Source organism: Streptomyces sp. NPDC001770 (genome assembly GCF_053596135.1).
In genome coordinates this window covers 154,627-176,893 of record NZ_JBSFFN010000011.1, presented here as the reverse complement: position 1 = coordinate 176,893, position 22,267 = coordinate 154,627, and the positions used below count along the sequence as shown (strand labels likewise).

Sequence of the window (22,267 nt, the reverse complement as noted above, 5' to 3'; positions counted from 1 at the left end):
AAACTCGACTAGCGATGAGCAGCCTCTTTGACGACAGCTTCCTGACCGGCCTCCAGCCCGTGGACGAGGGGCCCCCGCCGCCCCCCGAGGACCACGCGCCCGAGGAGGTGCCCGAGGGCCTCTTCGAAGGGCTCTTCGACGCGCCCCCGCCGCCCAGGGACGGCTACTACCGCGACGGCGCCCCGCGCCCGGTCCTCGACTCCGCCGCACTGCTCGACGGACTCAACACCGAGCAGCGCGCCGCCGTCGTGCACGCCGGATCCCCGCTGCTCATCGTCGCGGGCGCCGGCTCCGGCAAGACCCGGGTGCTCACCCACCGCATCGCCCACCTGCTCGCCGAGCGCGGCGTGCACCCCGGGCAGATCCTGGCGATCACCTTCACCAACAAGGCCGCCGGCGAGATGAAGGAGCGGGTCGAGCAGCTCGTCGGCCCCCGCGCCAACGCCATGTGGGTCATGACCTTCCACAGCGCGTGTGTCCGCATCCTGCGCCGCGAGTCGAAGCGGCTCGGCTTCACCTCGTCGTTCTCGATCTACGACGCGGCCGACTCCAAGCGGCTGATGGCCCTGGTCTGCCGCGACCTGGACCTCGACCCCAAGCGCTACCCGCCGAAGTCCTTCACCGCCAAGGTCTCCAACCTCAAGAACGAGCTCATCGACGAGGAGACCTTCGCCGGGCAGGCCGCCGACGGCTTCGAGAAGACCCTCGCCCAGGCGTACGCGCTCTACCAGGCGCGGCTGCGCGAGGCCAACGCCCTCGACTTCGACGACATCATCATGACGACGGTCCACCTGCTCCAGGCGTTCCCCGACGTCGCCGAGCACTACCGCCGCCGCTTCCGGCACGTGCTGGTCGACGAGTACCAGGACACCAACCACGCCCAGTACACCCTCGTGCGCGAGCTGGTCGGACCGGCGGGCGAGCAGGACGCACCCGGCGAGCTCTGCGTCGTCGGTGACGCGGACCAGTCGATCTACGCCTTCCGGGGCGCGACGATCCGCAACATCCTCCAGTTCGAGGAGGACTACCCGGACGCCACCACGATCCTGCTGGAGCAGAACTACCGCTCCACGCAGACGATCCTCTCGGCCGCCAACGCCGTCATCGAACGCAACGAGAGCCGCCGCCCCAAGAACCTCTGGACCAACGCCGGAACGGGCACCCGCATCACCGGGTACGTCGCCGACACCGAGCACGACGAGGCGCAGTTCGTCGCCGACGAGATCGACCGGCTCACCGACGCGGGGGACGCCAAGGCCGGTGACGTCGCGGTCTTCTACCGCACCAACGCGCAGTCCCGCGTCTTCGAAGAGATCTTCATCCGTGTCGGCCTGCCCTACAAGGTCGTCGGCGGTGTCCGCTTCTACGAGCGCAAGGAGGTCCGGGACATCCTGGCCTACCTCCGGGTGCTCGCCAACCCCGAGGACTCCGTACCGCTGCGCCGCATCCTCAACGTGCCCAAGCGCGGCATCGGCGACCGCGCCGAAGCGATGATCGACGCCCTCTCGCAGCGCGAGAGGATCTCCTTCGGGCAGGCGCTGCGCCGCGTCGACGAGGCGTACGGCATGGCGGCCCGCTCCACCAACGCCGTCAAGCGGTTCAACACGCTGATGGAGGAGCTGCGCACCGTCGTGGAGTCCGGCGCGGGCCCCGCGGTCGTGCTGGAAGCCGTCATGGAACGCACCGGCTACCTCGCCGAACTCCAGGCGTCCACCGACCCGCAGGACGAGACCCGCATCGAGAACCTCCAGGAACTCGCCGCCGTCGCCCTTGAGTTCGAGCAGGACCGGGCCCGCGCCGCGGCCGAGCAGGACGGGGGCGAGCAGGGCGGTGGCGAGGCGGGCGGGGGTGAGGGCGACGCCGATGCCCTTGTCGATGCCGAGGCCGAGGCGGCCGGGCCGTCCGGGACGCTCGCGGAGTTCCTGGAGAAGGTGGCCCTGGTCGCCGACTCCGACCAGATCCCCGACGAGGACGAGGACGGTTCCGGCGTCATCACGCTGATGACGCTGCACACCGCCAAGGGGCTCGAGTTCCCCGTCGTCTTCCTCACCGGCATGGAGGACGGCGTCTTCCCGCACATGCGGGCACTGGGCCAGGTCAAGGAGCTGGAGGAGGAGCGCCGCCTCGCGTACGTCGGGATCACCCGCGCCCGCGAACGCCTCTACCTCACCCGCGCCTCCATGCGGAGCGCCTGGGGCCAGCCCTCGTACAACCCGCCGTCGCGGTTCCTGGAGGAGATCCCGGACCAGCACCTGGAGTGGAAGCGGAAGGGGCCGATGGCGGCTTCGGCCGGACCCACCTCGGGGATCACCTCGTCGCTCTCCTCCTCCCGCGCCCGCTCCGGCCCCTCCGGCTTCGCGACCCGGCGCACCGGCGACAAGCCGGTGGTCACGCTGGTGGTCGGGGACCGGGTCACGCACGACCAGTTCGGCCTGGGCACGGTGACCGCCGTCGAGGGCTTCGGCGACCAGGCGAAGGCCACCGTCGACTTCGGCGACGAGCGGCCCAAGAAGCTGCTGCTGCGGTACGCCCCCGTCGAGAAGCTGTAGCAACCGGTCGGCCTGAACATGCGCAAGGCCGGGCCTCCTTGGCCCGGCCTTCCGTGAAAACCGCTGAATCTACTGCGGGTTGAGTCCGTGGCTCGCCAGCCAGGGCAGCGGATTGATCGCGGAGCCACCGCCGGGGCGCACCTCGAAGTGCAGGTGCGGGCCGGTGGAGTTGCCGGAGCTGCCGGAGTACGCGATCACGTCACCGGCCTTCACCGAACCCGAGCGGATCCTGGTGCTGCTGAGGTGGCAGTACCAGGTCTCGGTACCGTCCTCCATGGTCACGATCGCCATGTTGCCGTAGGCACTGTTCCACTGGGTGCGTACGGTGCCGTCGGTCGCGGCCATCACCGGAGTCCCGTACTGCACGGGGAAGTCGATCCCGGTATGCACGGACATCCAGTTGACCCCGGCCTGGCCGAAGTACGCGCTCAGTCCGTGTTGCGCCACCGGCAGCAGGTACTTGGGGCGGGCCGCCTCCTTGCGGGCGGCCTCCTCCTCGCGCTTCTTCTTCTCGGCGGCCTGCCGCTCCTTGAGGTCGATGCGCTCCTGCGTACGGCTGGCCCGGTCCCGGAAGTCCGCCCCTGCCGCGTCGACCCCGGCCAGCTGGGTGTCCAGCTTGGTGTTGGACGCGAGCGCCTTCACGACGGACGTGTCGGCGGCGGCCATCGTCGTCGTGTCGTCCTTGGACTCCTCGCCGCCACCGAGCCCTCCGACCGAAGCCGCCGCGATCCCCGCGACGCCCATCACGCACGCGGACGGAACCGCGATCGTCAGCAGCGCGGACCGCTTGGCGGGCGTACGGCGGCGGGCCCGGTTCCGGGCGGCGGAACGGCCCTCGGGCCGCCCCTCGGACCGCACGGCGGGGGTGTACGGGTCGGGCCAGGTGTCCGGGAGGCCGGCGGCCGGGTCCTCGGACTCCGGGTCGGGCTCCTGTACGGCGCCGGCAGCGGCGTTCCGCTCGGCATCGGGCGCGTGCGGGGCGTCGTTCCGTGCGGACCCGTGCTGTTCGGGCGCCCGGTGTTCGGGTGCCGCGTGTTCGGGTGCCGCGTGTTCGGAGGTCGGGTGTTCGGAGTCCGTCCGGTGCCGCTCGTCGGACCGGTAGGACATCTGTTCCGGGACGTACGCGGTCGTCCCGGGCGTGGCGTCCGGGTTGTCCGACGCGGTGTTCCAGGCCGTCGCATCGTAGGCACCGCTGTCGTACGCGCCGGTGGCGAAGGCGGTGGCCGAGTAGGCCGGAGTGCCGGAGGCGGGGGTGTCGTAGACCGGGATGCCGGAGGCGGGAGTGTCGTGGACCGGGGTGCCGTAGGCGGTGGTCTCGTAGCCGCCCGCGCCGAAGGTCCGGCTGTCGTAGGTGCCCGTGTCGAAGGTGCCCGTGTCGTAGGCGCCGGTCGCGTAGGCGGTGGGCCCGAAGTGCGGGGCGCCGGTTCCATAGCCGGAGGGGGCGGTGGCGTATCCCGTGCCGTCGTACCCGCCGTGGTTCTCGCCGCCGTGGTCCTCGTACGTACCGGTGGCGGTGGCCGCCTGGTACGTCCCCGTCTCGTAGAGGGCCGACTCGAAGGTGGTGGTGGGGAAGGCCCCGGTGTCGGTGAAGGCCCACTGGCCGGTCGTGGTGTGGGTCGCGGCCTGCTGCCAGCCGCTGGAGTCCCACTGCCCGGTCTGGTCGGGCGAACCGGCCGGGCCGGTGGTGTCGTACGGATGGTGGTGCGCGGCCTGGGACTCGGCCGGGTAGCCGGCGTACGTGCCGGGGTGCGCGCTGGTGTGTGTGCCGGTGGGTCCGCCGTCGTGCGGGCCGCTCTCCCAGGAGGAGCCGGCGGCGTAGGAGGTGTCCTGGCCGGGATACGTGCCGTGCTGGGCGGGCATGGGGACCGCCGCGAAATCGCTGTCGTATCCGGAACCGGGAGCGACGCCCTGCTCGCCGGGATAGGTCCCGTAGAGCGGATCGGCAGGGTAACTGCCTGTCTGTGACGCGTCGTATCCGGCGTACCCGGCGTGGGTGTGCTGGTCGTTCACCAACTTCTCTCTCGCCTCGGCAGCAGGAGCCAGTCCGGAGTTCAGTGGGGTGAGCCCCGGGGAAGCAGTGGCCGCGACTGTACCTGGCGGTGTGTGACGGCCACAATCTTCGGAAGGGTTTGGTCTCGGGGGAACCGGGCATTCGGGCGCCTTTCGGCGCAGCCCAGACCCGTTGTTGGCGTTACGTTCGAGGAGTCCGTTCTGATTTCCGTCGGCCACGGTGACGGAACGTAATCGCAGTGGTCGGTGCGGTGGGGAATCGGTGTTCGATCGGCGTGGAGGGGGAGATTCGGTGGACGGGACAGTGCGGGGCGGCGGAGGCGAGGGCTATGCCCTCAGGTCGGCCGAGGACGAGGGCGACTTCTGGGGCTTCGCGCACGGCATCGAGGGGCTGTTCACGCCGGTCGGCGAGGGGGCCGAGGCGGGGGAGGACGACGCGGGGGAGCGACGGGTGCTTCTCACCGGCTGCCGTCCGGAGGGCAGCCTGCTGAAGGCCCTCGACCACATCGGTGGCCGAGGGGCCGGGGCGGGGAACGCCTGGCTCTCCTTCCTCGCCCCGGACGGCGCGGCCATCGGGAGCTACTTCGTCGGCCGTGTGACCGTCACGGACACCCGGCCCTCCGCATACGGTGCCGGACTGCTCGACCTGACGGTCGAGCTGTGGTGCGACGACGCCGTGCCCGGGTCGGAAGCGGTGTGGGACCTTGTCCGAGCCGGTGGACCGGACCGCCCGGGCCTCTGGCACGGGCGGTCCACCGCCGGGCAATGGGCCTGGCTGTCCGTGGCGTTGTGGTCCCACGAGTGGCGTCGGCAGGGGAAGCCGGACGCACCCGAGGGGCGGACGGTCACCCTGGACGGCCGGTACACCGTCGACCGGAACAGCTTCTGGTGCGCGATCGGCGAGGCCGTCAACGGGCCTGTCGGGTACTTCGGTTGGAATCTGGATGCTCTGGACGACTGCCTGTGCGGCGGCTGGGGCGCCGCCCCCGGATTCACCCTCGACTGGGTGAACTCGGCCGACGCGCGGGCGCGGTTGACGGAGCCGGTGCCCTCGGGCGACGGGGAGGTCACGCTCTTCGACGTGATCCTGGAGATCTTCGAAGGGCGGGGCGTCACCGTCGTGCTGCGGTGAGGGTCGTGCTGCGGTGAGGGTCGTGCTGCGGTGAGGGTCGTACCGCGGTGAGGGGCGTGCTGCGGTGATGGTCGTGCTGCGGTGAGGGTGGTACCGCGGTGAGGTGGGCGGGGCCCGGTCCTCCCGGGCCGCGCCCGCGCCACCTGCTCCCTCAGGCCACGGTGGCGCCACCCGTCGCGCCGCCCGTGATCCCGGTGATGCCGCCCGCTGTGGCGGTGGAGCCAGGGGAGTCGAGCACCTGGCGGATGCGGGCGGCGACGGCCGGGTGCACGGGGAGCGCGAGGTGGCCGATGCCCGTGACCCGTACGTTCTCCGCGTCGAGATCCGGATGGTCGATGCACGCGGTGCGTACGGGCACCATCACCCGGTCCAGCTCGCTCCAGAACGAGACGAAGTGCGTCCGGCACCCGGGCGCCGGGGTGCGCAGCTCCTCGATGAAGTCGGAACCGGCGCGCATCTGCCGCACGATCGGGTGGGCGCTCGCCAGCGGGGCGACGGCGGTGCCGCCGTGCGGGGTGCCGAGGGTGACCAGCACGCGGACCCGGTGGTCACCGCCCAGGCGCTGTACGTAATACCGGGCGATCAGGCCGCCCAGGCTGTGCCCCACGATGTCCACCCGCCGGTGGCCGGTGCGCTCGCAGATCTCGTCGACGTGCCGCCCGAGCAACTCGGCGGCCGCACGGATGTCACAGGTCAGCGGAGAGTAGTTGAGCGATTCCAGATGGTGCCTGCCGTGCCGGGCGAGCGAGCGGCGGAGCAGTACGAAGACGGAGCGGTTGTCGATGAACCCGTGCAGCAGCACCACCGGCGGCCGGTCGTCCTCCCGGGCCGGGGGCAGCGCGGCCACGCCCGAAGGCAGCGCGTCGAGGTCCTGCTCGATACCGGGGGTGGTCCTGCGGCGCTCCGGGGTGAGGCCGGTCGGGTAGAAGAGCACGTGTCCGGCGAGAATCGCCAGATCCAGCGCGGTGGCCCTGAGCAGCGCCGACGAGGAGCGCAGGCCCTGCGGTGACGGCAGGCGCAGCAGACGTGGCAGACGCGGCAGCAGGGTGAGCAAAGGCAACAGATTCATGGCCGACCTCCTGCACCGGCACGCGCGAACGGCTTCGGTCCCGCGCGCCTTCAGGGGGTGCCGTGGCGAGGTCGCGACCGGCCCGGTCGGCCGCCGGCGAAAGCTCGTGCCGGTCGGACCGCTCTTCCGGTGCCCGGATCGCCTGGTGGGGGCCCGGGCGGCCGTCTGTTCTCTCTCGTCGCTTTCTCTGCGTCGCTCCGGTGGCTGGCGCCGGTCCGGAGCGGTCCCGGCGGCCGGGATTTCCGGCCTGCTGCCGTCCGTTCCCCCGGCGGCCCTGGTCGGACGGCCGGGGGACCGGACGCTCGCGGGGGCCGCACCTCCGCGCCGTGCGGCTGACGGCGCGGGTGTGCGGCGACCTCTGGCGGCTCCCCTTACGGCCGTCCCCAGGTGGCGGGTGTGCGCCTCTCGGTGTAGGGGGCGGGCGTATGGCGAACATGTCCCACAAGGAGATTTCCCCCCTCACGTCCTTCACGAAACGGGAGGCGACGGGGAAGGATGCTGAGGATAACGTTCGTTCACATCCGTGGAGCGTCGGCGCGGGCATCGGTGAGGGCGTCGGCGCGGGCGTCGGCTCGGGAACAGTGCGTCACGGCTCAGGACGTGGAGCAGTACAGCGCGACCGGCGGTGCGGGAAACCAGATGGAGGCAGTGATGGGTGTGTCCGGTCCGATTCGTGTGGTGGTGGCCAAACCGGGGCTCGACGGCCACGACCGAGGGGCCAAGGTGATCGCGCGGGCACTGCGGGACGCCGGAATGGAGGTCATCTACACCGGCCTCCACCAGACCCCGGAACAGATCGTGGACACCGCCATCCAGGAGGACGCCGACGCGATCGGTCTGTCGATCCTCTCCGGCGCCCACAACACGCTGTTCGCCAAGGTGATCCAACTCCTGAAGGAGCGGGAGGCCGAGGACATCAAGGTCTTCGGCGGCGGGATCATCCCGGAGGAGGACATCGCGCCGCTCCGGGAGCTCGGGGTCGCCGCGATCTTCACCCCGGGCGCGACCACCACCGCGATCGTCGACTGGGTCAACGCGAATGTCCCCCACCCGGCGGACGCCTGACACCGGCGGGTGCGCGGCGGCGTCCCGGCTGCCCGGGGCGGTCGATGTCCGGTGGTCCGGGGCGGTCGATGTCCGGTGGTCCGGCCCTCCGGGGAGGGCCGGACCACCGGCTGCCCGAGGTGTCCGGCCCTCCCGGAGGGCAGCCCGCGCCCCGCGCCCCTCTCCGTTTCCCGCTGCATGTCAGGGTCCGGCCGGGGTCAGCTCGGCCTCCATGGCGGCCCGCAGCCGGAGGGTGGAGACCAGACGCTGGAAGGCCTCCGACCAGTAGCCGCCCGCCCCTGGTGAGGCGTCCTCGCGCTCGTCCTCCGGGGTGGTGAGCACCTCCAGCCGGTCGGCCTCGCCGGGGTCGAGACAGCGCTCGGCCAGGCCCATGACTCCGCTGAAGCTCCAGGGGTAGCTGCCCGCCTCACGGGCGATGTCGAGCGCGTCGACGACCGCGCGTCCCAGCGGCGCCGCCCAGGGCACGGCACACACGCCCAGCAGCTGGAACGCGTCGGAGAGGCCGTGGGCCGCTATGAAACCGGCCGCCCACGCGGCGCGTTCCTCCCGGGGCAGCGTCGCGAGGAGCTTGGACCGCTCGGCCGGCGAGTCGGTCCCGGTGGTGTCCGCCGGGGGCGCGGTGGGGACACCGAGCAGCGCCCGCGCCCACTCCTCGTCCCGCTGCCGTACGGCGGCACGGCACCAGGCGGCGTGCAGGTCGGCGGCCCAGTCGTCGGCCACCGGCAGCCCCACCAACTCCCGCGCCGTGCGCCCGCCGAGTCTGGCGGGCCAGGTGGCGAGCGGCGTCGATTCCACCAACTGGCCGAACCACCAGGACCGTTCACCCTTCCCGGCAGGGGGTGCCGGGATCACCCCGTCCCGTTGCATTCCGGCGTCGCACTCGTGCGGTGCCTCTATGAACAAGGACGGCCCCCCGGACGCGGAGGCGGTCCCGCCGGGGACGGGCGGCGCGGTACCGCCGGACCTGCGGTCCAGGCTGACGCAGGAGACCGCGCGGGCGGCCATCCGCCGGCCCAACGCGGTGTCGGGCAGGGTGGAGAGGAGCTCGGCGGCGGTGGCGCGGACGTTGCGGCTGCGGTCGCCGAGCGCCTCCTCCAGGAAATCCTCGTCCGCCCCGGAGAGCTTGGCGCGGAGCGTGTCCAGAAACATCAGCCGGTCCTCCGCGCGCTCACCGGACCAGCTCCCGGCGAGCAGGTCCCGGGCCGCGTCCGGATCGCGGAGCCGTACGGCACTGAGCAGCGCGATCCGCTCCGTGAACAGCCCCTCCTCCCACAGCTCGCGCACCGCGCCCGCGTCGGCACCGCCGCCGGGCCCGCCCCGGAGCGCGGCCTGCGGAGCACCGTCGCGCAGCGCGAACCGCCAGTCCGTGTTCAGGGCCGCCAGCCAACGGCCGCGCGAACCGGCGAAGGCCAATGCGTGCGGTCGCAGATCGGTACGCGCCCGCGCCGCGTCCAGCAGGGGCGGGAGCAGCGCCGCCGGGGCGCGGTACCCGTGGCGGTTGGCGGCGGCCAGCCACTGCGGGATCAGCTCCGTCAGATCGGGCGCCGTACCCCGCCTGCCGGTGTGGGGGCCGCCCGCCCGGTCCGCGAGTAGCTGCGCGAGCCTGCGGCGGGCCGCCGGGGGCAGCGGTGGGCGGGGGTCCTCGGGGGCCCGGCCGGGGAACGCCCCGGCCAGGGCGGGGCGCAGTCCCGCCCGGCGGCGGACGGCGTGCACCGCAGCCGCGTCCAGCAGGGCGGCCGGTCCGCCGGACGCGCCGTCCGGGGGGTGCGGCGGGCGTCGGTCCGTACCGAGCAAGGCGCGGGTGACCAGCTCGTCCCACTCCACTCCCTGCCAGTGGGGTGGGGAGCCGGCCGGGTGCGAGGTGGGTCGGTGCGGGGCGGCCGGGTGCTCCGTGCCGGTGGGGTGGTTCGAGGCGCCGGCGGGGTTCGGGGCGTGCGTGCGGTCGGGGGCGTGCGTGCGGTCCGGGGCTTGTGGGTGGTGGCGGTCCGGGCAACCGGGCCTGGACGGGGGCGGGTTCGTGGCGGTCATGGTTCACCTCCGGCGGACGGGCAACGGGCAACGGGCAACGGGCAATGGGCAACGGGCAATGGGCAACGGGAAATGGGCAACGGGCAATGGGCAACGGGCATCGGCATCGGGCCCGGGTACGGCTTCGGGGCGGGGCGGCGGGCCTCCGGCTGCGCGCCCGTCGATCAGGCCAGGGCGACGGTCTCGCCCGGCCCGTCGCCGTCGCCGACGGACCAGGCCGTCAGCGGGGCGAAGCCGCGTGGGCCCAGCTCGCCGAAGACCGTGACCGGACCGCCGCCCGAGAGTGCGGCCAGCCGCCAGAGCCCCGGCCTGGAGCGCGGGTCCCCCGCCACCGGCAGGGCGCTCCCGGTCTCCTCGTCGGCGAGCTGCCAGTGGCCGGAGGCGGGTATGGGTATCACCGCGCCCAGCACCACCGGATGCCGCTCCGCCCACGGGTCCTCGCCCAGCGCGCGGCCGTATCCGGCGAGGGCCTCGGTGGGGCACACCCCCGGAGGAGGCGTGCGGGCGGGCTCCGGGGTGCTGAACACCGCCCCCAGTTCCGCCCGTCGGGCCGCACCCGGATGCGGCGTCACCTCCGCGTCCAGAACCGTGCCCACCGGGAGGGACAGCTCAGGAGCGCGGCCCCCCGGGCCGTAGGAGAGCAGCACCGCCGTGCGGCCGGACCCCTGTCCGTACAACCAGATACGGCGGGTGACGAGCTTGCCGTCCGACGTGTCGTACCGGGCGAGCACCTGCCAGTGGTCGCGCACCGGCGGGCCGTCCGGCGCCGAGGGAAGCCCCACCCGGGTGCGGACCGTCGCCGACAGCGGTGCGGGCAGCCGATCCCGCCCCAGCCAGGCGGTGTTGAGCAGATGGAGCAGCCCGCACTCCTCCAGCATCCGTGCGGGCCATCCAGGCCCGGACGCAGCCAGCGCGCCCAACTCGCGCACTCGCGCGGCCAGTCCGGGGGCCTGCGCGTCGACCATCCGGGCGGCGGTCTCCTCCCAGCGGTCGTGGCCGGACTGCCCGGACACCGCGAGGCCGGTGCGCAGGAGGTCGGCGAGACGCTCCTCCAACTCCCGTGCACCGTCGGTGATCCGGGCGGCCCTCCGCTCGGCGCGCCTGCGCGCCGCCTCGGCGTCGGCCGGGACGGCAGGGGTGCGTCCCGCCGGTTCGGCGGTCCGCGCGGACTCTCCCTCATGAGACAGCAGCATGGCAACGACGGTAGGGCCCCCCACTGACAATCACCCTGACCTGCGGTGACGGTGAGTGAGGGGCCGATTGTCAGTGGGGTGGTGCACGGTGGTGACACACATCGGACCGAGCGATCTGGAGGGGGACCATGACCGTGTACGAACGAGCCGGGGAATCAGCGGCCACCGGGCACGCGCCCGCGTCGGGCGGCACGCCGGACGGTGGAAGTGGGGGCGCCGACGCTCCCGCGGGGGCGCTGCCGGACGGCGCGGCGGCGCGCGGTGGGCGGCCGGACGGCGCGGTGCCGGACAGCGCATTGCCGGACGGTGCGTCGCCGGACGGTGCGTCGCCGGACGGTGCGTCGCCCGGCGCGGGCGTGCGGGCGCTCCGGCCGCACGCCGAAGACGCCTTCGCCGACGAACTCAAGGCGCTGGCCGCCGCCGACGACCGCCCCCGACCTGCCCGTTGGCGTCTCTCGCCGTGGGCCGTCGCCACCTATCTCCTCGGCGGCACACTCCCGGACGGCACGGTGATCACCCCCAAGTACGTGGGTCCGCGCCGGCTCGTCGAGGTCGCCGTGACCACCCTCGCCACCGACCGCGCCCTGCTGCTCCTCGGGGTACCCGGGACCGCCAAGACCTGGGTCTCCGAGCACCTCGCGGCGGCCGTCAGCGGTGACTCGACGCTCCTCGTCCAGGGCACCGCGGGCACGCCCGAGGAAGCGATCCGGTACGGCTGGAACTACGCGCAGTTGCTCACCCACGGCCCGAGCCGGGCAGCCCTGGTGCCCGGCCCGGTGATGCGTGCCATGGCGGAGGGGCGTACCGCCCGGGTGGAGGAGCTGACCCGCATCCCGGCCGACGTGCAGGACTCGCTCATCACGATCCTCTCGGAGAAGACCCTGCCCGTCCCCGAACTGGGCCAGGAGGTCCAGGCGGTCAAGGGATTCAACCTCATCGCCACCGCCAACGACCGCGACCGGGGCGTCAACGAGCTGTCCAGCGCGCTCCGCCGCCGCTTCAACACCGTCGTGCTGCCGCTCCCGGCGACGCCCGAGGACGAGGTGGGCATCGTCTCGCGCCGCGTCGACCAGCTGGGCCGCGCCCTCGACCTGCCGGCCGCCCCCGAGGGGATGACCGAGATCCGGCGCGTCGTCACCGTCTTCCGGGAACTCCGCGACGGCGTCACCACGGACGGCCGCACCCGGGTCAAGTCCCCCTCGGGCACACTCTCCACCGCCGAGGCGATCTCCGTCGTCACCCACGGCCTCGCGCTCGCCGCCCACTTCGGCGACGGCACCCTGCGCCCGGGCGACGTGGCCGCCGGAATCCTCGGCGCGGTCGTCCGGGATCCGGCGGCGGACCGGGCCGTCTGGCAGGAATACCTGGAGACGGTCGTCCGCGAACGGGACGGCTGGAAGGACTTCTACCGCGCCTGCCGCGAGGTCGCGCCATGACCGCGACGCCGGTGACCCCCACGCCCGCAACCCCGGAGCCCACGCCACCGGCGCGCACCGCTCCGGCCCACGGGGCCCCCGGGCCGCTGCTGCTCGGGGTGCGGCACCACGGCCCGGGGTCGGCGCGGGCGGTGCTGGCCGCACTGGAGGCGGTGGAGCCGCGCGCCGTGCTGGTCGAAGGACCGCCGGAGGCGGACGCGTTGCTGGCCTTCGCCGCCGACCCGGAGATGCGGCCACCGGTGGCGCTGCTCGCGCACGCCGAGGACGATCCGGGGCTGGCCTCGTTCTGGCCGATGGCGGAGTTCTCACCGGAGTGGGTCGCGATCCGCTGGGCGCTCGCGCACGGGGCAGCCGTCCGCTTCGTCGACCTGCCCGCCGCCCACTCGCTGGCGCTCGCGGCGGCCACCCAGGGCGAAGGGGACTGGGAGACCTCGCCCGCCCCGCCCGACCCGGTCGCGCTGCTGGCCGAAGCAGCCGGTTACGACGACCCCGAGCAGTGGTGGGAGGACGTGGTCGAACACCGGTCCTCGGCACCCGGCGCCGACCCCGTCGCCCCGTTCGCCGCGCTGGCCGAGGCGATGTCGGCGCTGCGCGAGACGTACGGCGACGGCGGGCACCCCCGCGACGCCGTACGCGAGGCGTTCATGCGCATCCGGCTCCGGGCGGCGCGGAAGGAGTTCGGCGACGAGGTCGCGGTCGTCTGCGGCGCCTGGCACGTGCCCGCCCTCGCCGCCCGGACCACCCTCACCGCCGACCGCGCGCTGGTGAAGGGACTCCCCAAGGTGAAGACCGGCATGACCTGGGTGCCCTGGACGCACCGGCGGCTGGTCCGCCGCAGCGGATACGGCGCCGGTATCGAGGCACCCGGCTGGTACGCCCACCTCTTCCGCGCCCCGGACCGGCCCGTCGAGCGCTGGATGACGAAGGTCGCGGGGCTGCTGCGCGACGAGGACCGGTTCGTCTCCCCGGCCCATGTCATCGAGGCGGTACGCCTCGCCGAGACGCTCGCCGCCCTGCGCGGGCGCCCGCTCGCCGGTCTCGCCGAGGCCACCGACGCGGTCCGGGCCGTCATGTGCGACGGCTCCGACGTGCCCCTCGCGCTCGTCCACGCCGGACTCGTCGTCGGCACCGCGCTCGGCGAAGTCCCCGACGGCGCACCGGCCGTGCCGCTCCAGCGGGATCTGGCCCGGCAGCAGCGCACCCTGCGCCTGAAGCCGGAACCAGCCGACCGGGAGGTGGAGCTCGACCTCCGCCGGGAGAACGACGCCGCGCGGAGCCTGCTGCTGCACCGGCTGCGGCTCCTCGCCGTTGACTGGGGCGAGCCGGTGGCGGGCCGGGGGAGCACCGGCACCTTCCGGGAGACCTGGCGGCTGCGCTGGGAGCCGGAGCTCTCCGTCAGGATCGCGGAGGCGGGCACCTGGGGCACCACCGTGCTCAGCGCCGCCACCGCCAAGGCCGAGTCGGAGGCTTGCCTGGCGACCACCCTCGGCGAGGTCACCGCACTCGCCGAACACTGCCTCCTCGCCGGCCTGCCCGGCGCGCTGCCGGTGGTGATGCGGGTCCTGGCGGACCGGGCCGCGCTCGACGCGGACGTCTCCCATCTCGCCGAGGCCCTGCCCGCGTTGGCCCGCTCACTGCGGTACGGGGACGTACGCGCCACGGACACCGCCGCCCTCGGCGAGGTCGCCGCCGGACTGGCGGCACGGATCTGCGTCGGGCTGCCCGCCGCCTGCACGGGCCTGGACGCCGACGGCGCGGACGCGATGCGCCGCGCGGTGGACGAGGTGCACGGGGCGATCGCCCTCCTGGCACCCCCGGACGAACCCGCGTACGGGCTCCGGGACCGCTGGGCGGCGGTGCTCGGCAGACTGTCGGCCCGGAACACGGTCGCCGGGGTCGTACGGGGCCGCGCCACCCGGCTGCTGCTGGACGAGGGCCGGCTCGGGGACGGCGAGGCGGCGCGGCTCATGGGCCTCGCCCTCTCGCCCGGCACCCCGCCCCCGCACGCCGCCGCGTGGATCGACGGCTTCCTCGGAGGAGCCTCCGGCGGCGGGATGCTCCTCGTGCACGACGAGCGCTTGTTCGCCCTGGTGGACGGCTGGCTGACCGGCGTACCAGACGACGCCTTCACGGACGTGCTGCCGCTGCTCCGCCGTACGTTCTCCGCGTACGAACCGGGAGTCCGGCGCACCCTGGGGGAGCTGGCCCGCCGGGGCCCGGCCGGAACCGGGCGGGCCCGGGGACCCGGCACCGGGGCGGCGCTGCCCGGCTTCGGCCCGGAGCTGGACGGGCCCCGCGCCGACGCCGTACTCCCGCTGCTCCGCCTCGTCCTCGGTGCCGAACGCGTCCCGGCGCGCATCGAGCACACCGAGCCCGACCGGACCGACCGGCCCCGGCCGGCCGAGACCGGGCCGGGCCGAACCGGACCGGACCCGACCGGCCCTCCCGCGTACAGGAGTTGATCGACCGTGACGGAACACGTTCCCGTACCCGGACGGGGCCCGAGGTCCCAACAGCCCCGGCCCGCGCGGGCATCCGGCGACGAGCGGGTCAGGCGGTGGCGGCTGGTGCTGGGCTCCGACAGCGCGGAGTCCACCGGCCACGCCCCCGAGGGCCGGGACGCGGCGCTGGACCGCACCCTCACCGCGCTCTACGGCGGCGGGAAGGGCCCGGGCGCCCGGACGCCAGGCGAGCGCGGGGCCGGACTCGGTGCGTCCGCTCCCGCCGCCGCCCGGTGGCTCGGCGACATCCGTACGTACTTCCCCGCCCCCGTCGTCCAGGTCATGCAGCGGGACGCCATCGAGCGGCTCGGCCTCGCCGCCCTGCTGCTGGAACCCGAGATGCTCGACGCGGTCGAGGCCGACGTCCACCTCGTCGGCACCCTCCTCCAGCTCGGCGGGGCGATGCCGGAGACCACCCGGGAGACGGCCCGCGCCGTGGTGCGCAAGGTCGTCGCCGACCTGGAGAGGCGGCTGGCCGGACACACCCGGGCGACGCTCACCGGTGCCCTCGACCGGTCCGCGCGGACCCGCAGCCCCCGCCACCGCGACATCGACTGGAACCGCACCATCCGCGCCAACCTCAAGCACTGGGTGCCGCTCCCGGGCGCGGACGGCGCGGACGGATCAGCCGGATCAGCCGGATCAGCCGGATCAGCCGGATCAACCGGATCAACCGGATCGATCGGATCAACCGGATCGATCGGCGCGGGCACCGTCGTCCCGGAGCGGCTCATCGGTTACGGCCGGGCGGGCCGGGCCGTCCGCAAGGAGGTCGTCCTCTGCGTCGACCAGTCCGGTTCGATGGCCGCCTCCGTCGTCCACGCGGCCGTCTTCGGGGCGGTCCTCGCCTCCATGCGTTCGCTGGACACCCGGCTGATCGTGTTCGACACCGCCGTGGTCGACCTCACCGACCAGCTGGACGACCCCGTCGACGTGCTCTTCGGCACCCGGCTCGGCGGCGGTACGGACATCAACCGGGCTCTCACCTACTGCCAGGCGCGCCTCACCCGCCCCGCCGACACCGTCGTCGCCCTGATCAGCGACCTCTACGAAGGCGGGATGCGCGACGGGATGGTCCAGCGGGTCGCGGAGATGAAGCGGTCCGGAGTGGAGTTCGTGGCGTTGCTCGCGCTCTCGGACGACGGGGCGCCCGCCTACGACCGCGACCATGCGGCGGCACTGGCCGCCCTCGGGGTCCCCGCCTTCGCCTGCACCCCGGACCTCTTCCCCGAGGTGATGGCGGCCGCCCTGGAGAAGCGTCCCCTGCCGGTCCCGGCGCGGTGAGGGGGCGCCGGGGACGTCAGCCGCCCGAACCTGGTGGGTGGTCCTCGGGCGGTTCCAGGGGTGGTTCCTCGGGTGGTTCATCTCTCACCGCTCCGACGGTTGGCCCGGCGCCCGTCCGGTCGTCGCCCCGCCCGTTCCGCCGCAACCCCCGCTGACCAGCGCCCCCGCAGGGGCGGCGGCGTGCCGATTTGTCCCCTGCACCCCGGTCACCAGGGGTATCTGTGACCGTAATCACCGCTCGTGCGGGATCTCCGATTTATGGTCGGGCGGAGCGCGGGGATAACCTGCCGGATGGACATGCCGCGTACTGGACACCGTGTACGCATTCCTTGGTGACAGCGCAGTCACGTTTGCCCCTCGCGGCACGCCCACGCATCAAACCAACCGCGAGACCACTAAAAGGGACGGACGCGCGTGGACCTGTTCGAGTACCAGGCGAGGGACCTCTTCGCCAAGCACGGTGTACCGGTGCTGGCCGGTGAAGTCATCGACACGCCTGAGGCAGCCCGCGAGGCGACCGAGCGGCTGGGCGGCAAGTCCGTCGTCAAGGCGCAGGTGAAGGTCGGAGGCCGTGGCAAGGCCGGCGGCGTCAAGCTCGCCGCCGACCCGGACGAGGCAGTCGCCCGGGCGACCGACATCCTCGGCATGGACATCAAGGGCCACACGGTCCACAAGGTGATGATCGCCGAGCTGTCTCCGGAGATCGAGGCGGAGTACTACGTCTCCTACCTCCTCGACCGCACCAACCGCACCTTCCTGGCCATGGCCTCGGTGCAGGGCGGCATGGACATCGAGGAGGTCGCGGAGAAGACCCCCGAGGCCCTCGCGAAGGTCCCGGTCAACGCCGTCGACGGCGTCGACATCGTCAAGGCCCGCGAGATCGTGGCCCAGGCGAAGTTCCCGGCCGACGTGGCCGAGGGTGTCGCCGAGGCCCTGGTGACCCTGTGGGAGACCTTCGTCGCCGAGGACGCGCTCCTCGTCGAGGTCAACCCGCTGGTGAAGACCAAGGACGGCCGCATCCTGGCCCTGGACGGCAAGGTCTCGCTCGACGAGAACGCCGACTTCCGCCAGCCCGAGCACGAGGCCCTCGAGGACAAGGCCGCGGCCAACCCCCTCGAAGCCGCCGCGAAGGCCAAGAACCTCAACTACGTCAAGCTCGACGGCGAGGTCGGCATCATCGGTAACGGTGCCGGTCTGGTCATGTCGACCCTGGACGTCGTCGCGTACGCCGGTGAGAACCACGGCAACGTGAAGCCCGCCAACTTCCTCGACATCGGTGGCGGCGCCTCCGCCGAGGTCATGGCGAACGGCCTGGAGATCATCCTCGGCGACACCGACGTCAAGTCCGTGTTCGTCAACGTCTTCGGTGGCATCACCGCCTGCGACGAGGTCGCCAACGGCATCGTCCAGGCGCTCGCGCTGCTCGAGAGCAAGGGCGAGAAGGTCGAGAAGCCGCTCGTCGTGCGTCTCGACGGCAACAACGCGGAGCTGGGTCGCAAGATCCTTTCCGACGCCAACCACCCGCTGGTCCAGCGCGTGGACACCATGGACGGCGCGGCCGACAAGGCCGCCGAGCTCGCCGCGGCTGCGAAGTAAGGACGAGGGACTCCACACCATGGCTATCTTCCTCACCAAGGACAGCAAGGTCATCGTCCAGGGGATGACCGGCGCCACGGGCATGAAGCACACCAAGCTCATGCTGGCCGACGGCACCAACATCGTCGGTGGCGTGAACCCGCGCAAGGCCGGCACCACCGTCGACTTCGACGGCACCGAGGTCCCGGTCTTCGGTTCCGTCGCCGAGGCGATGGAGAAGACGGGCGCCGACGTGTCCGTCCTCTTCGTGCCGCCGGCCTTCGCGAAGGCCGCCGTCGTCGAGGCGATCGACGCCGAGATCCCCCTCGCCGTCGTCATCACCGAGGGCATCGCCGTCCACGACTCCGCCGCCTTCTGGGCGTACGCGGGCTCGAAGGGCAACAAGACCCGGATCATCGGCCCGAACTGCCCGGGTCTGATCACCCCCGGCCAGTCCAACGCCGGCATCATCCCGGGCGACATCACCAAGCCCGGCCGCATCGGTCTCGTGTCCAAGTCCGGCACGCTGACCTACCAGATGATGTACGAGCTCCGTGACATCGGCTTCTCCTCCGCCGTCGGCATCGGTGGCGACCCGGTCATCGGTACGACGCACATCGACGCCCTCGCGGCGTTCGAGGCGGACCCCGAGACCGACCTCATCGTCATGATCGGTGAGATCGGTGGCGACGCCGAGGAGCGTGCCGCCGACTTCATCGCGAAGAACGTCACGAAGCCGGTCGTCGGCTACGTCGCGGGCTTCACCGCGCCCGAGGGCAAGACCATGGGCCACGCGGGCGCCATCGTCTCCGGGTCCTCCGGCACCGCCGCCGCGAAGAAGGAGGCCCTCGAGGCCGCCGGCGTGAAGGTCGGCAAGACGCCGACCGAGACCGCCAAGCTGGCGCGCGAGATCCTCGGCGCCTGATCACGGGCACCACGGCGGCCCCGCCGCCGCACCCCGCGTGAACGCGTCACAACGGCGTGGGCCCGTACCCCTGGCACCAGGGGTACGGGCCCACGCCGTTCTCGTACGGCCGGTGGAGCCGGTGGACCGGCGAACCGTCAGTGGACCAGCGGCACCAGGCGTTCCGGGCCGTGGGTGAGCTCCCCGCGCAGTGACTGCTGGAGTTCCAGGTCCTGCTCGGTCAGGTGCGGCGGGCCGCCGCGCGGGGGTACGCCCCCGACGCGTTGGGCGGGGGAGAGAGGTTCCTCGTACTGGGTGGGCGCGGTGTGCAGGGTGAAGGCGGTCGCGCCGATGAGCAGGGCGGCGAAGGCGATGGCCGCCCTGGTCCAGAGCTGGGCCTTGCGCTCGCTCCCGGCGCGTACGGCCTTCGGGGCGGGCAGGGTGGGCGGAGGTTCGAGGGCGGCCAGGGAGTGGAGCCGCTCGCGCAACCGGTCGGAGAGCTCCGCGGGCGACGGGGCCTCGGCCAGTTCGGGCAGCCGCTCGGCGAGCGCGGCCCGCGCGTTCACCAGCCTCCCGGCGGCGGCCGGAGTGCTCGCCTCCGTCTCGGCCGCCGTCTCCGGCAGATCGAGCCCGACCCCGTCATAGAGCAGGACCGTGCGGCGGGAGGACGGCGGCAGCGCGAGAAACGCGTCCAGCAGCGCCCGCCGCTCCGGATCGGCGGGCGGCGCGTCCGGGTGGCGGTGGGCGCGGCGCACCCGGTGCCAGGGCGACAGCGCGTACTCGTGAGCGGCGGCCCGCACCCAGCCCCCCGGATCCCGGTCCACGGCGACTTCCGGCCACCGCTCCCACGCCGTGTGGAACGCGCGCTCCACGGACTCCTGGGAGAGGTTCCGGCGCCCCGTCAGCAGAAAGGCCTGGCCGACCAGTCCGGGGGCGGTCCGCTGGTAGAGCGCGTCGAACGCCCCCTCCGGAGTCGGCCCCGAAGGCGCGTCGGGCACGTCGGGCTCGTCGGGCTCGTCGGGCACGCTGGGCACGTCGGTCGCGGTCGCGTCGGGCTCGGGCGGATCGGGCTCGGGCGGATCGGGTACCGGCGCGACCCCGTCCGGAGCCGGAGCGGAAGTGTGAGCCGGAGCAGGAGCGGAATCCGGAGCCGGAGCGGCCTCGGCGGTGGCTTCGACCACAGTCGCCTCCGCGGTGGCCGGTTTCGGACGGCGGCCCCTCGACCGGGCGGAGGAGCCCCGGCGGGCGGGCCGTTGGTCGGCGCACCCGATGAGCTGGGCGTACGCCTCGCGTTTGTGTCCCTGCGGGGCCGTACGCCCCGACTCCCAGGACCGGACGGTGGCCTCGGTGACCCCGAGCGCGGAGGCCACCTGCTCCTCGCTCAGCGACTTCGCCTCACGCAGCCTGCGCCGCTCCTTGGGGGAGGGCAGCGGGACGTCGGCGGTGCCGGTCGTACTTCCCGTCACGGATGGGCCTCCGTAGCACTACACCGGGTGAAAAAGCACATAAACGTATATTGGGCGACACGGCGCCCGTTCGCCCGTTACACGGATTCAGCGCGTGTCGTTGGCAGCATGGCGGGCGTGACCCAAGTGACCGATCGCAGCCCGATGTTGTCCTCCGGACGCGGCAGGGCTGCCGCCCTGGCCTCCGCACTGCTGCGCGGAGCGATCGCGGCCGGACTCGGTCTCGGCACGCTCACCGTCCTGCTGATGGGACTGTGGATCAGCTCGCCGTACTCCGACGCCGGACCCGGCCGGGCGGTCCGCACGGCAGCGGCCCTGTGGCTGCTCTCGCACGGTGCCGAACTCGTCAGGACGGACACCCTCAGCCACATCCCCGCCCCGGTGGCGACGGTCCCCCTGCTGCTGACGGTGCTCCCCGTGTGGCTGCTGCACCGGGCCGCCCGCGACGCGCTGGATGCGGCGGACCCCGTGGGCCCGGCGGACGCGACGGAGGACCGGCCGCCGTCGGCCGCCGCCATCTGGTACGCGGTGGTGACCGGTTACCTGCTGGTGGTCGCGGGAGCCGTGGCTTTCGTACGGTCCGCTCCGCTCCGCGTGGACACCGGGGATTCGGCCACGCTCGCGTTCCCTCTGGTGGCCGTGGTGGCGGGCGCGGCGGCGGCCGGGGTGTGGACGGCATCCGGCCGGCCGGTGGGCGCCACCCCGTCCTGGGCGCCGCTTCGGGTCCAGGAGGCGGTGGCCCGTACCCTCTTCCGCGACCGGGCCGAGGCGGCGACCCGGTCGGCGGTGGCCGGGATCGCGGTGCTGCTCGGCGGCGGCGCGCTGCTCGTCGCGATTGGGCTGGTACGGAACAGGGTCGCGACGGAGGAATCGTTCCTGGCGCTCTCCGACGAGGTGTCCGGGCAGGTCGCCGTCCTGCTGCTGGCCCTGGCGCTGGTGCCGAACGCGGCGGTGTGGGCGGCGTCGTACGGACTCGGACCCGGCTTCTCGCTCGGTACGGCGGCCACGGTCGCCCCCCTCGGCTTCTACGGGGACCCCGCGCTGCCCGGGTTCCCGCTGCTGGCCGCCCTGCCGGACCCGGGCCCCGGAACGGCGGTGAACGGAGCGGCCGGAGTGGTCCCGCTGATGGCGGCCTTCGCCGTCGCCTGGTTCACCGTACGGAGAGCGGCACCGTCCTGCGGAACCCCCGAGGACGCCTGGAGTCCGGGGGAGACCGCGCTGGTCACGGCGTTCGCCGCGGTCGGCTGTGGCGCGGGCACCGCCGCCCTCGCCGCTCTCTCCGGCGGACCGATGGGCACCCGGGAGCTGGCCGAGTTCGGCCCGGTCTGGTGGCTGACCGGCGCCGCCGCCGCGATCTGGACCGTCGTGCTCGGGGTGCCCCTCGCCCTGCTGATGCGGACCTGGCGCCTGCGGGACCGGGCCTGGGGCTGGCGGTGGGAAACGGCCGAAGAAGCGCGGGCGGCAGCAGGTGCGGGGGGCGCCGGGACCGGTGCGGCGAGGGCGGTGCCCGAGGTGGCCGCGGTGCCGGAGCGGCCGGCGTGGCCGACGCGCGGCCTCGGCTCCTGGCGGACCGGGACGGCCTCGCCGGACGGTGGCGCCGGGGAATCCTCCGGGGCGTCGTACGCGCGGCCGTCCGCGAAGAAGGATGCCGGAGACGCGCGCCCCTGGTGGAGCCCGCGCCTTCCCTGGCGGAAGTCCGAGGTGCCGGACGCCGGGACGGCCCCGGCCCGGGTGACACCTGTTCCGCCGGATTCCGCGCCTTCGGCGGCGGTGACGGACGCCGCGGACGGGACGGGGACCGTGGCCCCCGGGCGCCCCGTGGACGCGACCGCCGCTCGGGCCGTTCCCGTCCCTCCCGTCGAACCGGGTTCCGAGCAGTACGACTTCCTGCCCAGGTCGGAGCCCGCGAGCCGTCCCGAGGCGGAAGCGCCCCGGCAGACGGAGGCGCCCCGGCCGACGGAGGACCCCCGGACGACAGCGGACGGCGCGGCAACCTGAGGCTGCCGCGCCATCGCGCTGGTCGGGTACTGCCGCTGTGCGGTGCTGCTGTCCGTA

Annotated in this window: 14 protein-coding genes; 9 read left to right on the top strand and 5 right to left on the bottom strand. The window is 73.6% G+C overall.

Annotated features, from left to right (window positions below; all coding sequences use genetic code 11):
• Window positions 1-14 precede the first annotated feature (14 nt).
• On the top strand, window positions 15-2,549 hold the full coding sequence (locus ACWCSV_RS12995) for an ATP-dependent DNA helicase (protein WP_451141462.1): 2,535 nt from the start codon (window positions 15-17) through the stop codon (window positions 2,547-2,549).
• Window positions 2,550-2,618: 69 nt separating this feature from the next.
• Here the strand turns inward: ACWCSV_RS12995 and ACWCSV_RS12990 are convergent, their stop codons facing one another.
• Complete coding sequence (locus ACWCSV_RS12990; RefSeq protein ID WP_451141460.1) at window positions 2,619-4,559, bottom strand: peptidoglycan DD-metalloendopeptidase family protein; 1,941 nt, start codon at window positions 4,557-4,559, stop codon at window positions 2,619-2,621.
• Between the two features lie 292 nt (window positions 4,560-4,851).
• On the opposite strand from ACWCSV_RS12990, the gene ACWCSV_RS12985 reads away from it, so the two are divergent.
• The gene (locus ACWCSV_RS12985) at window positions 4,852-5,691 is read left to right on the top strand and encodes a barstar family protein (protein WP_451141458.1); all 840 of its coding nucleotides are present in this window, start codon (window positions 4,852-4,854) and stop codon (window positions 5,689-5,691) included.
• 151 nt (window positions 5,692-5,842) lie between these two features.
• On the opposite strand, the gene ACWCSV_RS12980 is transcribed toward ACWCSV_RS12985, so the two are convergent.
• Window positions 5,843-6,760, bottom strand: a complete 918-nt coding sequence (locus ACWCSV_RS12980; protein ID WP_451141456.1) for a lipase family alpha/beta hydrolase — start codon at window positions 6,758-6,760, stop codon at window positions 5,843-5,845.
• Between the two features lie 651 nt (window positions 6,761-7,411).
• On the opposite strand from ACWCSV_RS12980, the gene ACWCSV_RS12975 reads away from it, so the two are divergent.
• A complete protein-coding gene (locus tag ACWCSV_RS12975) occupies window positions 7,412-7,825 on the top strand; it encodes a cobalamin B12-binding domain-containing protein (protein ID WP_451141454.1) in 414 nt (137 codons plus the stop codon).
• Between the two features lie 180 nt (window positions 7,826-8,005).
• Here the strand turns inward: ACWCSV_RS12975 and ACWCSV_RS12970 are convergent, their stop codons facing one another.
• Window positions 8,006-9,853, bottom strand: a complete 1,848-nt coding sequence (locus tag ACWCSV_RS12970; RefSeq protein ID WP_451141452.1) for a DUF5691 domain-containing protein — start codon at window positions 9,851-9,853, stop codon at window positions 8,006-8,008.
• 164 nt (window positions 9,854-10,017) lie between these two features.
• Window positions 10,018-11,046, bottom strand: a complete 1,029-nt coding sequence (locus ACWCSV_RS12965) for an SWIM zinc finger family protein (protein WP_451141450.1) — start codon at window positions 11,044-11,046, stop codon at window positions 10,018-10,020.
• A 128-nt stretch (window positions 11,047-11,174) separates the two neighbouring features.
• On the opposite strand from ACWCSV_RS12965, the gene ACWCSV_RS12960 reads away from it, so the two are divergent.
• The 5 genes from ACWCSV_RS12960 (at window position 11,175) to sucD (ending at window position 18,767) form a co-directional block, all read left to right on the top strand.
• Window positions 11,175-12,482 (top strand): AAA family ATPase, encoded by a 1,308-nt coding sequence (locus tag ACWCSV_RS12960; RefSeq protein WP_451141448.1) that lies wholly within the window; start codon window positions 11,175-11,177, stop codon window positions 12,480-12,482.
• Window positions 12,479-14,944 (top strand): DUF5682 family protein, encoded by a 2,466-nt coding sequence (locus ACWCSV_RS12955; protein WP_451141446.1) that lies wholly within the window; start codon window positions 12,479-12,481, stop codon window positions 14,942-14,944. The genes ACWCSV_RS12960 and ACWCSV_RS12955 overlap by 4 nt, the downstream gene beginning before the upstream one ends.
• A 102-nt stretch (window positions 14,945-15,046) precedes the next feature.
• Entirely contained in the window at window positions 15,047-16,267 is a 1,221-nt protein-coding gene (locus ACWCSV_RS12950; RefSeq protein ID WP_451141522.1) for a VWA domain-containing protein, read from the top strand.
• Between the two features lie 414 nt (window positions 16,268-16,681).
• Window positions 16,682-17,863 carry an ADP-forming succinate--CoA ligase subunit beta gene (gene sucC / locus ACWCSV_RS12945; RefSeq protein WP_266708215.1) on the top strand — a complete coding sequence of 394 codons (1,182 nt, stop codon included), beginning with the start codon at window positions 16,682-16,684 and terminating at the stop codon, window positions 17,861-17,863.
• A gap of 19 nt (window positions 17,864-17,882) precedes the next feature.
• Complete coding sequence (sucD, locus tag ACWCSV_RS12940) at window positions 17,883-18,767, top strand: succinate--CoA ligase subunit alpha (RefSeq protein ID WP_266708217.1); 885 nt, start codon at window positions 17,883-17,885, stop codon at window positions 18,765-18,767.
• A gap of 137 nt (window positions 18,768-18,904) precedes the next feature.
• On the opposite strand, the gene ACWCSV_RS12935 is transcribed toward sucD, so the two are convergent.
• Complete coding sequence (locus tag ACWCSV_RS12935; RefSeq protein ID WP_451141444.1) at window positions 18,905-20,212, bottom strand: helix-turn-helix domain-containing protein; 1,308 nt, start codon at window positions 20,210-20,212, stop codon at window positions 18,905-18,907.
• Between the two features lie 108 nt (window positions 20,213-20,320).
• On the opposite strand from ACWCSV_RS12935, the gene ACWCSV_RS12930 reads away from it, so the two are divergent.
• Window positions 20,321-22,210: a cell division protein PerM gene (locus ACWCSV_RS12930; protein ID WP_451141442.1), complete on the top strand. Its 1,890-nt coding sequence runs from the start codon at window positions 20,321-20,323 to the stop codon at window positions 22,208-22,210.
• Window positions 22,211-22,267: the final 57 nt, after the last annotated feature.